This is a genomic window from Lactobacillus sp. PSON (assembly GCF_052615405.1).
On record NZ_JBQXFW010000002.1, the window covers coordinates 167,007 to 181,382 of the forward strand.

At 33.6% G+C, this 14,376-nt stretch carries 13 protein-coding genes, 2 tRNA genes and 1 other annotated feature; of the genes, 6 read left to right on the forward strand and 9 right to left on the reverse strand.

Translation table 11 applies throughout. From position 1 onward, the window contains the following. The first annotated feature begins 164 nt into the window (after nt 1–164). Together ACTHPI_RS01305 and ACTHPI_RS01310 are read left to right on the forward strand one after the other, a co-directional pair. The gene (locus ACTHPI_RS01305) at nt 165–1,034 is read left to right on the forward strand and encodes an Rgg family transcriptional regulator (protein WP_445352376.1); all 870 of its coding nucleotides are present in this window, start codon (nt 165–167) and stop codon (nt 1,032–1,034) included. 102 nt (nt 1,035–1,136) lie between these two features. Continuing rightward, complete coding sequence (locus ACTHPI_RS01310) at nt 1,137–2,006, forward strand: helix-turn-helix domain-containing protein (protein ID WP_445352377.1); 870 nt, start codon at nt 1,137–1,139, stop codon at nt 2,004–2,006. Between the two features lie 89 nt (nt 2,007–2,095). On the opposite strand, the gene ACTHPI_RS01315 is transcribed toward ACTHPI_RS01310, so the two are convergent. From ACTHPI_RS01315 to ACTHPI_RS01335, 5 genes are all read right to left on the reverse strand, one after another. Beyond that, a complete protein-coding gene (locus ACTHPI_RS01315; protein ID WP_445352378.1) occupies nt 2,096–2,416 on the reverse strand; it encodes a hypothetical protein in 321 nt (106 codons plus the stop codon). Between the two features lie 31 nt (nt 2,417–2,447). Then, nucleotides 2,448–2,810, reverse strand: a complete 363-nt coding sequence (locus ACTHPI_RS01320; protein WP_445352379.1) for a hypothetical protein — start codon at nt 2,808–2,810, stop codon at nt 2,448–2,450. Between the two features lie 226 nt (nt 2,811–3,036). Further along, nucleotides 3,037–3,915: an SEC10/PgrA surface exclusion domain-containing protein gene (locus ACTHPI_RS01325; RefSeq protein ID WP_445352380.1), complete on the reverse strand. Its 879-nt coding sequence runs from the start codon at nt 3,913–3,915 to the stop codon at nt 3,037–3,039. 552 nt (nt 3,916–4,467) lie between these two features. Next, nucleotides 4,468–5,763: an adenylosuccinate lyase gene (purB, locus tag ACTHPI_RS01330; protein ID WP_445352381.1), complete on the reverse strand. Its 1,296-nt coding sequence runs from the start codon at nt 5,761–5,763 to the stop codon at nt 4,468–4,470. Nucleotides 5,764–5,766: 3 nt separating this feature from the next. After that, nucleotides 5,767–7,056: an adenylosuccinate synthase gene (locus ACTHPI_RS01335; RefSeq protein ID WP_445352382.1), complete on the reverse strand. Its 1,290-nt coding sequence runs from the start codon at nt 7,054–7,056 to the stop codon at nt 5,767–5,769. Nucleotides 7,057–7,251: 195 nt separating this feature from the next. Here ACTHPI_RS01335 and ACTHPI_RS01340 point away from each other — a divergent pair, with 195 nt between their 5' ends. The 4 genes from ACTHPI_RS01340 to asnA all read left to right on the forward strand — a co-directional run bounded on the left by ACTHPI_RS01340 (nt 7,252) and on the right by asnA (nt 9,973). Beyond that, nucleotides 7,252–8,244 (forward strand): GMP reductase, encoded by a 993-nt coding sequence (locus ACTHPI_RS01340; protein ID WP_445352383.1) that lies wholly within the window; start codon nt 7,252–7,254, stop codon nt 8,242–8,244. Nucleotides 8,245–8,443: 199 nt separating this feature from the next. Next, a tRNA-Arg gene (locus ACTHPI_RS01345) sits at nt 8,444–8,517 on the forward strand. A gap of 8 nt (nt 8,518–8,525) precedes the next feature. Next, nucleotides 8,526–8,599: transfer RNA gene (locus ACTHPI_RS01350), tRNA-Pro, on the forward strand. Between the two features lie 70 nt (nt 8,600–8,669). Continuing rightward, nucleotides 8,670–8,907: a binding site (T-box leader), on the forward strand. 55 nt (nt 8,908–8,962) lie between these two features. Then, nucleotides 8,963–9,973 (forward strand): aspartate--ammonia ligase, encoded by a 1,011-nt coding sequence (gene asnA, locus ACTHPI_RS01355; RefSeq protein WP_445352384.1) that lies wholly within the window; start codon nt 8,963–8,965, stop codon nt 9,971–9,973. 20 nt (nt 9,974–9,993) lie between these two features. Here asnA and ACTHPI_RS01360 read toward each other — a convergent pair whose 3' ends face one another. The 4 genes from ACTHPI_RS01360 to ACTHPI_RS01375 form a co-directional block, all read right to left on the reverse strand. Further along, entirely contained in the window at nt 9,994–10,695 is a 702-nt protein-coding gene (locus ACTHPI_RS01360) for a DUF4097 family beta strand repeat-containing protein (protein WP_445352385.1), read from the reverse strand. 97 nt (nt 10,696–10,792) lie between these two features. Continuing rightward, nucleotides 10,793–12,199, reverse strand: a complete 1,407-nt coding sequence (locus tag ACTHPI_RS01365; protein ID WP_445352386.1) for an APC family permease — start codon at nt 12,197–12,199, stop codon at nt 10,793–10,795. An 18-nt stretch (nt 12,200–12,217) separates the two neighbouring features. Continuing rightward, the gene (locus tag ACTHPI_RS01370) at nt 12,218–12,946 is read right to left on the reverse strand and encodes a gamma-glutamyl-gamma-aminobutyrate hydrolase family protein (RefSeq protein WP_445352387.1); all 729 of its coding nucleotides are present in this window, start codon (nt 12,944–12,946) and stop codon (nt 12,218–12,220) included. Between the two features lie 75 nt (nt 12,947–13,021). Then, entirely contained in the window at nt 13,022–14,362 is a 1,341-nt protein-coding gene (locus ACTHPI_RS01375; protein ID WP_445352497.1) for an amino acid permease, read from the reverse strand. Nucleotides 14,363–14,376: the final 14 nt, after the last annotated feature.

The window sequence follows — 14,376 nt, forward strand, 5'->3', positions numbered from 1 at the left end:
ATAGAACTCCTCTTTTCAAAAGCATTATCAATATGAAAATTTTATCTTTAATTGATTAATTTAAATTATTAATGTAATATATAAAACTTAAGTTTAACTAGATAAGGTAGTAGTGCAATTACTCTCAAGTCCAACTATACAAATCCCCATGAAAGGATACCTCCATGAATAATAATTCTGCTGGTAAATTATTTAAAAAGTTAAGAACCAAACAAAACATTTCATTAAAAGAAGCTGTAAAAGATATAGATGAACTCTCTCCCTCTCGATTATCACATTGGGAAAGTGATTCATCTAATATTCCACTTTATAAACTAGACCAATTGCTTTATAACATCCATGTTCTTCCTACTGAATTTGCTGAACTTCTTGGTTTAAGATTCATCAACACAGTAACGCTTAAAACACAAGATGCATTTATTGCAAACGATGTAAATGAATTACACAATCTAGCAACTAATCAATTAAATAAATATCAAAAATTTCAAGATAATAATGAACTATATTTATCTGCTTTAACTTGTAATTTCTATTTTCAAAAGAGTGGTAAAAATATTTTCCCAGATAAATTAAAAGCAAAAATTACTGATCAACTTTCAAAAATTTCGTTATGGAGTCAATATTACATTACAGCTTTTGGTAATGTTCTTAACTTACTCAATCCAAAAGATATTTATAAAATTGCTCAGTCACTTGCATATAATTTTGATTTTACAAAGAATAGCGGGTTAGAAAATAATATTTATGCTTCCTTAGTTCTATTAAATGCAACGTTAATTTTATCAATAAAATCTCCTAATCTTGCACAAAAATTATTTATTCAAATAAAAGACTTAAAAACAAATAGTTTTGACGTGTATTCAAATTTCTATAAAAAATTTACTTTTTATATCTTAAACTATCAACTATTTAAAAAAGAAAAAGATTTAAAACTAGCAAAAAATTTAATTGAAATTTTTAATTTTATTGATAGGGCCGACATTGCTGAAGAACTAGAAGATATTCTTTCTAAAGTTCAAAACTCCTCCAAATAATTCACTCTTACAAGTATACAGAAACGTTTTTCTATATCTACCAAAGTTGCGCGAGACGCAACTTTTATTTTTATAAGTACCTAAATCGAAAGGACCTCCCCAATGATTAAAAATGAAATTGGTAAAAAATTTAGAGAACTTCGAGAACTACAAAACATAACCTTAATTAAAGCTACTCAAAATATTGATAATCTCTCTGTATCAAGAGTTTCACATTGGGAAACCGGTGATGGAGAAATACCATTATCAAAATTAAATCAGCTCTTATATAATATCCATATCTTACCTAGTGAATTTGAAAATTGGGCAAAATTACGTCCAGAGAATCAACTAATAAATAATCTTCAAAAAGCTTTTATTGAAAATGATTTAGATTTAATTTTGTCATTATCAAGATCACAGTTAGATATATACAAAAATACTAATAAAAATGAAGATTTATTTTTGGCTGCTACTGGCTACAATTTATACTTCCAAATAACACAAAAAAATTTGCTTTCTACAAATTACCAACAAAAGCTCTACATCGCTTTAAGTAATGTAGACTTCTGGAGCCAATATTACATAAGTATTTTCAGTAATACTCTTGATCTCTTGGATTCAAATTTTGTTTATAGACTTTCTTGCTCCATAACCAATAACTTTTCCACTATTCAAAAGTTAGGATTAGAAACTGAAATTTATGCTACTACTTCACTCTTAAATGCATTAAACATGCTAACCCTAAAAGAAACAACTTCAGCACAGAAACTATTAACTAAAATCAATAAACTACCATATTCTGCCTTTAACACTGATTCAAGTTTAAGGAAAAAATTTCTATCTCACATATTGTCCTATCAAACTAGCAATAATAAGAATGATTACAACATAGCTAACTCTATTTCTAATTTAGCTTCATTAATTGATCGAGATGATCTCGCAAAAGAGCTAAAGTTGACATTATCCAAAGTTCAAAACTCTTCTAAATAATTCACTCTTACAAGTATACAAAAACGTTTTTCTATATCTACCTAAGTTGCGTGAGACGCAACTTTTTTACACACAAAAAGACGCATCCCTTACGATGCGTCTTCTTCATTATCTTCTTTACACTGCTTCATCCAATACCAATTCATCCAAGCTTGTACCACTCCATAAACAAGATACATTAAATACAGTGGCCATGCTCCATGAAGTATTGCCCAGGAAATAATCGTCCCAATTAAGATAATTATATCTAAAACTAAAACCAACTTTTCTAAATTTTCAATTAATCCAACTATTCCTGACAAAATTATCACTGCACTAAATGTAAGCAGCCAATAATTGTTGCTATCAAGTCCTGTGCCAATTACCTGACTAAATAATAAAAGCGCGATAATCATGAAGAATACGCGCAACGATTTTTCTAATTCCTTCATTATAATAAATTTATTGTTCCTTACTTATTACAAATGGACTCAGCACACCACTTGCTAGTCCATAAACAAAATACCAAGTATAAATATTACCTTGGTCCGGATGACGAATCCATAATACAAATGCAATAATTGCTAAAAGCGCTCCTAAAAATAAAGTCGAAACCATATGCCTATTAGCTAAAAAGCTTATTGCTGTTCCAAGTGTAATTAAAAGCAAAAGTCCAAAAATGACAACTATAACGGGTCCCTTAGTCTCTACATTCATATCCAACATTGAAACGCCATTCATTAATTGCCAAACTAAGAACCCTGATAGTGCAATCCCTGCCAAAAATACTAGAATACGAATTACCATTGAAACAAACTTCTTCATATAGCTTCTCCTTCACATAGATATTATGACAACTATAACCGATTTTACTTACAGACTCAAGTGTTCACAAAAATTCTAATTTTTGTCAAAGTATCTTCTCAACTTTTTTGCATATTAAAAGAGAGGTCAGATGGGGACTAAACCATTCAACCTCTCGGATTAGGAAACTTTATTAAAATTTCGAACTACCGTCAGAATATATTTATATCTATATCACTTATTAAGATTACTTATTAAATTTCTTGTAGTTCTTGATGTAACGCTTTGCTACACCCATCATGTGAACACTGATCTTGCTTTCGTCATGCTTTAAACCACTAAAGCTTACACCGAAGTACTTAGTCTTAGCGTCAAAGCCGTTTGTTGAACGAAGACCTAACAAGTCACCTGCGTGTTCCCATTCAGTGTAACGAGAAGCATTGTTGTAATCACTTTCGTTACCGTAGAAACCGCCGAATACCATTTGCTTTACGTTAAAGTAAATTTGATTCTTAAGAGCGGCCATTGAACGAGTTTGACCATGCCAATCACTGCTGATAGGAAGACCAGCTTCGTCTTCATATACTTGACCTACAGAGGAATTAAGACCTGATTGCTTTGCAGCACGTTGAATACCTGCTACATAGTGGTCTGAATCCCAGCATGAACGGTTGTTGTTGTAGTATTGTGCAGCTGTACGGTCTGCAAACTTCAACGCACCCTTTCTGTAGGTCCAGCTCTTCTTACCCATTTGACGACGGGCAGAGTTGATTAAGTTCATAGTGAAGTGACTAAGTTCAACTTTATCACTCCATGATAAGTTAGTCACATTAACGATTTTGGTTCTGTCTGAAGCATCTGTGTCAACCCAGTTGTTACTCTTCATACCAGCCATTGAACCCTTAATTAACTTATTCTTATCGCTTTGAGAAAGGCGACCTTTATTAGCCTTTAAAACTCTAGATTTAGTATAACCAGCTTTCTTTGCACTTGACATACTAATAGTTGCTGCACTAACTTCTTGAGCTGAAGCATTAGTCCCTACTTCATTGCTCATCATTGTACTGCCACCAAATATAGCGGCTGCAATTCCAAATACTGCTAAAAATCTTACATTCTTTCTCATTTTCCTAATCCCCTAATCTACTAAATATAACCATTTGCTATGTTTTTTTGAATTGAATCCAAAGTAGTCAATTTCTTCATCAACTCAATTAGTCCTTTACGTCTCTTCATTTATAAGGATAGCAGGGTTTAAATAATTGTCTACCCGTGAATAGGTTAAATAACACCGCTATTTAATACATAACCAAGGTTATTTTCTATCCATGCAATAGATTAGGTTCCATAATACTTGTTATTAAACAAAAATTGGATAAATAATTTTATGTTTTTTTATTTTTCTAAAAATATATAAAAAAATATATTATTATAACCAAAGTTATAATATACAAAATCATATTTTTGAAGTAAAAACGCCTTTATGTAGGTGATTTCAGCCTTGTTTTGTGTTTATTTATGTATGTGTATATCATAAATAGGATTAGTTTTATTATTCATCATTGTTATCTTATTTATTTCTACAATATAACTTCTATCTTTTAATATGTTATCGTACCTTCATTTACCTATAATAGTAGAAAAAACAAAAAAGACCTTTTCAGGTCTTTTTATTAGCTTATTCTAAGCCAAGCTTTTTAAAAATGTCATCTACATGACGCAAGTGATAATGATAGTCAAACGCATCATCAATGTCACTTTCAGATAAGTAGTTCATAATTTCGCTATCTTCAACTAACTTTCTAAATGAAGTCTGCTCATTCCATGATTTAGCTGTTAACTTTTGTACCATATCATAAGCTTTTTCACGAGAAAGTCCAGCTTCATCAATAAGCTTTAATAATACACGTTGTGAGTAAATTAATCCATAAGTACGATCCATATTCTTAAGCATTGTTTCTGGGAATACATCCAAGTTAGTAAGAATACGGTTAAAGCGATTAAGCATGTAATCAATACCGATTGTAGCATCAGGCAAAATGACACGTTCAGCACTAGAGTGAGAAATATCACGCTCATGCCATAAAGTTACATCTTCATAAGCTGTTACAATTTCGCCTCGAAGAACTCGAGCCATCCCGCATAAATTCTCTGAACCAATTGGATTACGCTTATGAGGCATTGCAGAAGAACCTTTTTGACCAGCACGGAAATGTTCCTCAACTTCATGAATTTCGCTTCTTTGTAATCCACGAATTTCAGTGGCCCAATTTTCAATACTAGTTGCAATCAAAGCAATGGTAGCAATGTACTCTGCATGGAGATCACGTGGCAAAATTTGACTAGTGATTGGCTGTTGAGTAAGACCTAGTTGTTTCATTACACTAGTTTCAACTGCTGGCGGAACATTTGCAAAAGTTCCTACAGCTCCTGAAATTTTTCCACTTTCAACACCTTTTGCTGCATGCTCAAAACGTTCAATATCACGGTTGATTTCTGCATACCAACGAGCAAGTTTTAACCCAAAAGTAGTTGGTTCAGCTTGTACTCCATGAGTACGCCCCATTTCAACAGTATCTTTATATTTAAGAGCCTTTTCAGCAATAGTCTTTTTCAAAGCAGCTAAATCCTGGCGAATAATTTCATCGGCTTGCTTTAAGATATAGCCTTGTGCAGTATCTACTACATCAGTAGAAGTAAGACCAAAGTGGACCCACTTCTTTTCATCGCCTAAACTTTCTGAAACAGTTCTAGTAAAAGCTACCACATCGTGATGAGTAACTTCTTCAAGTTCTGCTACACGTTCAACTGTAAAACTTGCATTTTTTGCAATTTTTTCTGCATCTTCTGTTGGCACTTCACCAAGTTCTGCCCAAGCATTAGTTGCTGCAACTTCAACCTTAAGCCAAGCAGCATATTTATTTTTAAGTGACCAAATTTTGCCCATTTCTGGACGAGTATAACGTTCTAACATAAATTAAATTTCCCAAGGATTCTTCAAAACGATAGTTTGTTCACGATCTGGTCCAACTGAAACAGTTACCAATGGAACACCTACTAATTCTGATACACGGTTCAAGAACTTCTTAGCATTTTCTGGTAATTCTTCCCAAGTCTTTACACCAGTAATATCTTCTTCCCATGCAGGAAGTTCCTCGTATACTGGCTTACATCTATAAAGTTCTTTAAGACTTGCTGGGTAGTAATCAATCTTTTCACCGTCAAGTTCATAAGCAGTACAGATCTTAATTTTGTCAAAACCAGAAAATACATCAAGCAAGTTAAGACTTAAAGCATTAATTCCTGCAACACGCTTTGCATGACGAAGAGCAACTGAATCAAACCAACCAACTCTACGTGGACGACCAGTAACAGTACCATATTCATGAGCAATATCACGAATTTTGTCACCAGTTTCATCTAATAATTCAGTTGGAAATGGACCTTCACCAACACGAGTAGTGTAAGCTTTGCAGACACCAATCACAGTCTTTAAGCGATTAGCACCAATACCAATACCTGAAGCAATTCCACCTGAAATAGTATTTGAAGAAGTTACATATGGATAAGTTCCTTCATCAATATCAAGCATTACACCTTGTGCACCTTCAAAAAGTACCTTTTCATCTTTATCAAGTGCATCATTTACAAGTACAGAAGTATCAGTTACATACTTCTTCATTATTTGACCATATTCTAAGTACTTTTCAAAAATATCATCAAAATTAAGAGCAGGTTTTTCATAAACTTTAGTAAATAAAGCATTCTTTTCTGCTAAGTTTGCACGTAATTTTTCTTCGAAAGTATCTCTTTCAAGCAAATCGCAGACTCTGATACCAACTCTTGAAGCCTTATCCATGTAACAAGGTCCAATACCATTTTTTGTAGTACCAATCTTCTTGTCACCTTTTGCTTCTTCTTGGTATTCATCTTGCAAGATGTGGTAAGGCATAATAATGTGAGCTCGATTAGAAATACGAAGCTTACTTGTATCAATACCTTCTTTTTCAAGGTTATCAAGTTCGCCAAACATTACTTCAGGGTTGATAACAACACCATTACCGATAACTGCACCATCTTTTGCAGCAAAAATTCCAGATGGAATAAGACGCATCTTGAAAGTTTTACCATCAATATCAATAGTGTGGCCAGCATTGTTACCACCATTTGAACGAACTGCCATTGAAGCTTCTTTACTTAAGAAATCAGTAATCTTACCTTTACCTTCATCGCCCCATTGACTACCTACAACTGCAACTGCTGTCATTTTTACTTTCTCCTCTAAATATCAATAATTGTTACATATGATATTCTAGCAATAATTATTAGAATGTCAATGTAAAAAGCGAATTATTTTTATTTACAGCAAAAATATAGTTCGCTTTTATTATTGACAAATTGATATTTCTCCCTTATATTATTTTTGTCTCAAGTCATTCAATTATCTTAAGGAGAATATACAGTGAGCAATTATTTTAGTATGGAAGCCTTTGACTATGATGATATTCAATTAGTTCCTAATAAAGGTATTATTAAAAGTCGCCATGATGCAGACACAAGTGTTAAGTTTGGAAGCCGAACATTTAAAATTCCAGTTGTACCTGCAAATATGGAAAGTGTTATTGATGAAAAGCTTGCTACTTGGCTAGCTCAAAACGATTATTATTATGTGATGCATCGTTTTCAACCTGAAACAAGGCTTGATTTTATTAAACGAATGCATAAAAAAGGACTTTTTGCTTCAATTTCGGTTGGAATCAAAGACAGCGAATATGATTTTATTGACAGTCTTGCAAAAGAAAAAATCATCCCTGAATACATTACCATTGACGTTGCCCACGGTCATTCTACTTATGTAATTGACATGATTCATTACATTAAAGAAAAACTTCCAGAGAGTTTTCTAACCGCTGGAAATGTTGCAACCCCTGAAGCTGTACGCGAGTTAGAGCAAGAAGGTGCAGATGCTACTAAAGTTGGAGTGGGTCCTGGCAAAGCCTGCATTACAAAACTTAAAACTGGATTTGGTACTGGAGGCTGGCAACTGGCAGCACTTAGAATGTGTTCAAAAGTCGCAACTAAGCCCTTAATTGCTGATGGTGGAATCCGACATAATGGAGATATTGCAAAATCCGTCCGTTTTGGTGCAACTATGGTTATGATTGGATCAATGCTTGCAGGTCATGAAGAATCTCCAGGCAATATTATTAAGATAGATGGCAAAACTTACAAACAATATTGGGGATCAGCATCAGAAGTGCAAAAGGGAGCCTACCGTAATGTTGAAGGTAAACAAATGCTTGTACCTTACCGCGGAGCAATTAGTGATACTTTAAGCGAAATGCAGCAAGATCTTCAATCATCCATCTCTTACGCAGGTGGATGCGATTTAAACGCAATCAAGCTGGTAGATTATGTAATTGTTAAGAATACAATCATGAATGGTGACTATTAATTTTAGAAAATTCTATGAATAATTTCTAACCATTTTATTAAATAACAAGAAATAATATAGTATTAAAACACAAAATTCGATACAATATTATAGCCTGGAACTGTTAGGTAGTCAGTTTCAGGCATTTTTTTGTATTTTTTATGATTTTTTTAGTGACAGAAGCAAAATTTATGTTATACTATTGTAGTTGATAAATAACGCGCCCATAGCGCAACTGGATAGAGTGTCTGACTACGAATCAGAAGGTTGAAGGTTCAAATCCTTCTGGGCGCATTTATTAACGGGAAGTGGCTCAGTTTGGTAGAGCACCTGGTTTGGGACCAGGGGGTCGCAGGTTCGAATCCTGTCTTCCCGATATTTTTAAAGTAAGTGCATTTTTGTACTTGCTTTTTTTATTTTTATCTATTAAAATTGATTTCAATAATTAAGAAGCTATGAAAAGACGAGTAAATAATTCATTCTTTAAGTGAGTTAGCGTTAGTGTGAAGCTAATAGACCCTGAATTATCGAAAAACACTTTGAGCTATTTCACCGAAAAAACTTGAGTAGGTTGAAACGTCTCCGGCACGTTACCACACCGGTGGGGTATGATTGTACCCTAATAAGAGGTCTAGCAATAGACAATTTGGGTGGTACCGCGGAAAAAAGCCTTTCGTCCCTAGCAATTCTAGGAGCGAAGGGCTTTTTCTTTACTCTGATTATTTTAGGAGAGATAATTATGGATTTAATTTTACCAAAAGACTATAAACCAACATTAACAGTTAGAGATACAGAAGCAGCTATCGTTTTTATTAGAGAAAACTTCCAAGCAATTTTATCAGATATGCTTAATCTTCAAAGAATGTCTGCACCGATGTTTGTCGAACGTGCTACTGGTTTAAACGATAATTTAAATGGTGTTGAACGCCCTGTTGCTTTTGATATGAAAGATATGCCTGAACAAACCATCGAAGTAGTTCATTCTCTTGCAAAATGGAAGAGAATGGCTCTTAAAAAATATGGCTTTGGTATGCATGAAGGCTTATATACCAACATGAATGCAATTCGTCGTGATGAAGACTTAGATAATGTTCACTCAATCTATGTTGACCAATGGGACTGGGAAAAAATCATCAAAAAAGAAGAACGTACTGAAAAAACATTGAAAGAAACTGTTGAAAAAATCTTTTCAGCAATTAAAGAAATTGAAAAAGCTGTTACTAAACATTACCCCGGCTCAACTTATCGCCTCCCTGATAAAATTACTTTTGTCACTACACAAGAACTTGAAGACCGCTGGCCAAACCTTACACCAGATGAACGCGAAGATAGAATTGCTAAAAAAGAAAAAGCAGTCTTTCTCATGAAAATTGGTGACAAATTGAATAGAAGCGGTAAGCCACATGATGGACGAGCACCTGATTATGATGATTGGTCATTAAATGGTGATATTCTTTTCTGGTATGAACCTCTTGAAAAGAAGCTTGAAATTTCAAGTATGGGAATTCGTGTAAGTGAAGAAAGCTTACGTGAACAACTAAAGAAAGCTCATTGTGAAGATCGTGCAAAATTACCATTTCATAAGATGCTTTTGAATGGTGAACTTCCTTATACTATTGGAGGCGGCATTGGGCAATCTCGCTTATGTATGCTTTTGTTAGGGAAAGCTCACATTGGCGAAGTTCAAGCGAGTGTTTGGCCAGAAGAAATGATTGAAAAGTGTGCTCAACATGATATTGAATTATTGTAGTTGCTAATAAAATCAGCTTTTCATTTAACAGTAATATCTCCTTCTTCTGATTCAACTTTTAATAAGTTCTTTTCATGTGTATGCTTCTTATAAGTTGAACTTGCATAACTGTGACCCCGCATACTAATACTTCCTTCTTCGGTAGTTAAGTCATAGCCTTTAAAATTACAATTTGATACATTTACATCACCTTGTTCGGCTTTTACTGTTATTCCAGATTTTGTTGATGTACTTTGTAAAGTAATATCTCCTTCTTCTGAATTTACTTGCCCATCATTCATTGAAGTCTTAGCTATATCAGCATTTCCTTCCTCAGTATTAAATTGAGCTGTTTGAATATTAGCTCCATTGACTGTAATATCCCCTTCTTCCGACTTAATATCAGCTTGATTAAGAGATACATTTTTGGGAATCGTTATTCTAATGACAGGGTTACCTTTACTTGATCCATTTTGCTTAATAATTAATTGCCCATTTTTATTTTCAACTTTAGGAGTAATATCCTTATCTCCTTGATATTGAACTTTATACAATTTTCCTGTTTTAATAATTACATCACAAGCATCCGTATTAACTATCAAATTAGAAAAACTATTATTAGTTAGCACTTTATTTACTTGTTTTACCGGGTTTTTACCTTGATTAACAATTTTTCCACATCCTGCTAAACCAACTATAACTAAAACCCCAGCAATTATTGCAGCTATCTTTTTAAAATTCATCGCTATAAATCCTCCTTTTTTACTATTTATCTTCATTATAACTAAAAAAATCCACTAGTAAGTAAATTTGATACTAGTGGATTTTTTATTCTTATTTTTAATTTTCATTTTTTCTTTCGCGTCTTGCAATTAGCGACATAATAAGCGGCAAAAGAATAAAACCAAATACCATCATTGCAATCGCATACCAGTTCAAACCAATAAACTGACCTTGAGCATTTAATATACCAAACTGTGCCTTCCAGTTATATTCTATAAGTAAGAATATTACCAAAATAATTGATAGAACTGGAAAAACAACATCTGTCCAAACATTTTTATCTGCTTTTAAGATAATATCTTTTTCAACACCTTTTCCTTGGAAAAAGCGAATTACAGCAATTGGTACCACAATAAAACCTAAGAATCTAACCATTGCACTTAAAGTAATGAGATTAGTCATGTTATATTGAAAGGCCATTGGAATTAAAATTGCCAAGATTACTGAAATGAAGAAAGTTCTAATTGGAAAATTATTCTTAGTTCTTTTAGTAAGGGATTTAGACATTTGATTTTCTCTTGCCATAGCTTCAAGGATTCTTGGAGCATTAAAACTCGATGCTACATTGATACCAAACATAGACACCAAAGCTCCTACCAAAATCACATCTCGCAAAACTTCATTTTGAAAAATTGCTGCAATAGCCACAACTTGTGTAGTTGTCATCAAAGCTTTAGGATCAAGAATCATGGCTACTGCAACAACGCCAATATACACGATTGCAATAACTAAAATCGCAAGTGGTATTGCACGTGGTAAATTTTTTTCTGGATTTTTCATATCATCAGAACCTGAAGCTACAGATTCAAATCCAGTAAAAGCATAAAACGCTGAAACAATTGCCATTACAAAACCAGTAGTAGTTAATGTTGGAACAATTCTATGACCATTTTGTGTAATTGAATCAACTTCATTTAAGTGACTACTTGCTCCACTTACTATCAAAAGCACTACTCCAGCAACAATAATTAAAACAAGAGCAGCTAACTTTCCAATAGTAGCTAAGTTCATTACATACTTAACAACTTTTTGCCCAAATAAATTTATAACTGTAATAGCAGCCATTAAAATAATGAAACCAATCGTTACAGCCCAAAAGTCTTCAGAGTTTCCACCAAAAATAGAAATTGTAGAGCGAATAACACCTACTGCCATTACTCCCCAAGCAACACTTGCCGAAAAGTAACGCAAAATCCCCATATAAAAGCCTACTTTTTCACCAAAAGCTGCTTTAGAATACGCATAAGCTGCTCCTGATTTGGTTACATATTTAGCTGCTGCAGCAAATGAAATTGCTAAAATTGATGCAAATATTGCAGCGATCAAATATACAAGTAATGCTTTTGAACCAGCTTGTTGGACAACACTTCCTGGCGTCAGGAAAATTCCCGAACCAATAATTGCATTAATTGCTAATAAAACTATCGACCAAAAGCCTAGTTTGTCACTTTCTTTTTCACTCATTTGTTATCCTTCTAAATATTATTTTGCATTATCAACAACCCATTTAAATAGATTATTCATAAATGCTACCTTCTTATTTCTATGGAGCATCTCAGGATGCCATTGTACTGCTAAAATACTACCATCTTTATTTTCTAATCCTTCAATTACACCATCAGGTGCAGTTGCAACTTTAATTAAATCTGGAGCAACATCTTTAATTAATTGATGGTGGAAAGAATTAACTCTAAAATCAGTCTTGCCAAGAACTTCAGCAAGTTTTGAATTTTCTTCAACTTTCATACCATGAGTTGGTAAACTTGGAGAATGCCCTTGTGAATGTTTAAGAGTTTCTTCACTTCTATAAGATAAATCTTGATATAATGTACCACCATGTGCAACATTGATAATTTGAGCACCACGACAAATACCAAGAACGGGAATTCCATTCGCTTCGGCTAACTTAAGAAGTCGCATATCAAAATGATCACGTTCTGGCCAAGTAGCGCCAATTTTTTGTTTAGGCTCTTCCCCATAAAAACGTGGATCCACATCATGACCACCTGATAAAATTAATCCTTGAACATTATCAAGTTGCATTTTTATTACTTCATCATTTTCATTAAATGGAATGATGTAAGGTATGCCTCCATTTTGAACAACAGAGTCTACATAATCTTCATTCACATAACTACGATGATACCCTGGGAAAATGCCCCCATCATCAATAATTACTGAACCTGAAATTCCAATAATTGGTTTTGTCATAGTTATCCACTCCTTACTTACTTTTTATACGTAATTATTATATACAAAAAGCTGTCAGAATGACAGCTTTTAGTTTTATTTTTTATTTTTATGCTTAATTATATATACAATCGTTGCAACGATTAATACTATTGCTCCTACTGCTACAGAGATGCGAGTTTCTGGATTAATAAACATAAAAATCACAATAACTGTAAGCATAATTAACGCAAAGTAATTTGAATATGGATAAAGTGGTAATTTAAAAGGATGGTTTTCCATCAAGTGAGGATTCTTCTTTCTAAAGCGAAGCTCCGCAAGCAAGATAACAAACCAAGCAACCATTCCTGGAAGAACAGATGAACTATAAACTACTACAAAGACATTTTCAAGAGATTTACTAAAGAATTGCAACAAGACATTTAACATAAAACCAATGAAAATTCCTGACGTAATTCCAATAATAGCACGATCAGGCACAATCCTCTTTGATACATGACCAAATACTCTAGGTGCCTCTCCTTCATGAGCCATCTTATAAAGCATTCTACTTGAAGAATAAATTCCAGAGTTTGCTCCAGATAAAGCAGCTGTTAAAACAACAAAGTTAATAATCGAAGCAGCAGCAGTAATTCCAACCTTAGCAAAAGTAGTTACAAATGGTGAACCCATTGTTCCTAATTTATCCCAAGGATAAATAGTTACAATAACAAAAATCGCACCAACATAGAAAATCAAAATACGCCAAAGTACTGATTTAACACTTTTTACAACTGCTTTTTGAGGATCAGCAACTTCTCCAGCAGAAATACCAATTAACTCGATTCCTTGGTAAGAACCTACAATAATTGCCATTGAGAATAAGAAGCCTTTGATTCCTCCAGTAAAGAATCCTCCATGATTCCATAAATTAGAAAAGCCAATTGGATGCCCGCCATTACCAAAACCAAAGAGAATTACCATAAAACCTAAAATAATCATCAAAATAATGGTTACAACTTTAATCATTGCAAACCAAAATTCTAATGTCGCATATGCCTTAGCACTGGCTAAATTTGCAAGAAGTAAAAATGCAATAATAATTACTCCTGCCATCCAATCATTAGTATTTGGCCACCAAAATCTCAAATATTCAGTCGTTGCTACAACTTCTGAAATACCTACAACGATATATTGAAAAACATTTGCCCATTCAGCTAAATAACCTGCAATTGGATGAACATGTTCACTTGCATAATCTGCAAATGATCCCGTACCAGGATCGACATAAAGCATCTCACCAAGAGCTCTCATTACAATATATAAGATGAGCCCTACAAACATATAAGCAAGAAGAACTGATGGACCAGTCCACTTAATAGTAGAAGCAGACCCCATAAATAAACCAACGCCAATTGCCCCACCAAGTGAGATCATTTCCATTTGCCCAGCAGACATTGACCGCTTTAAGG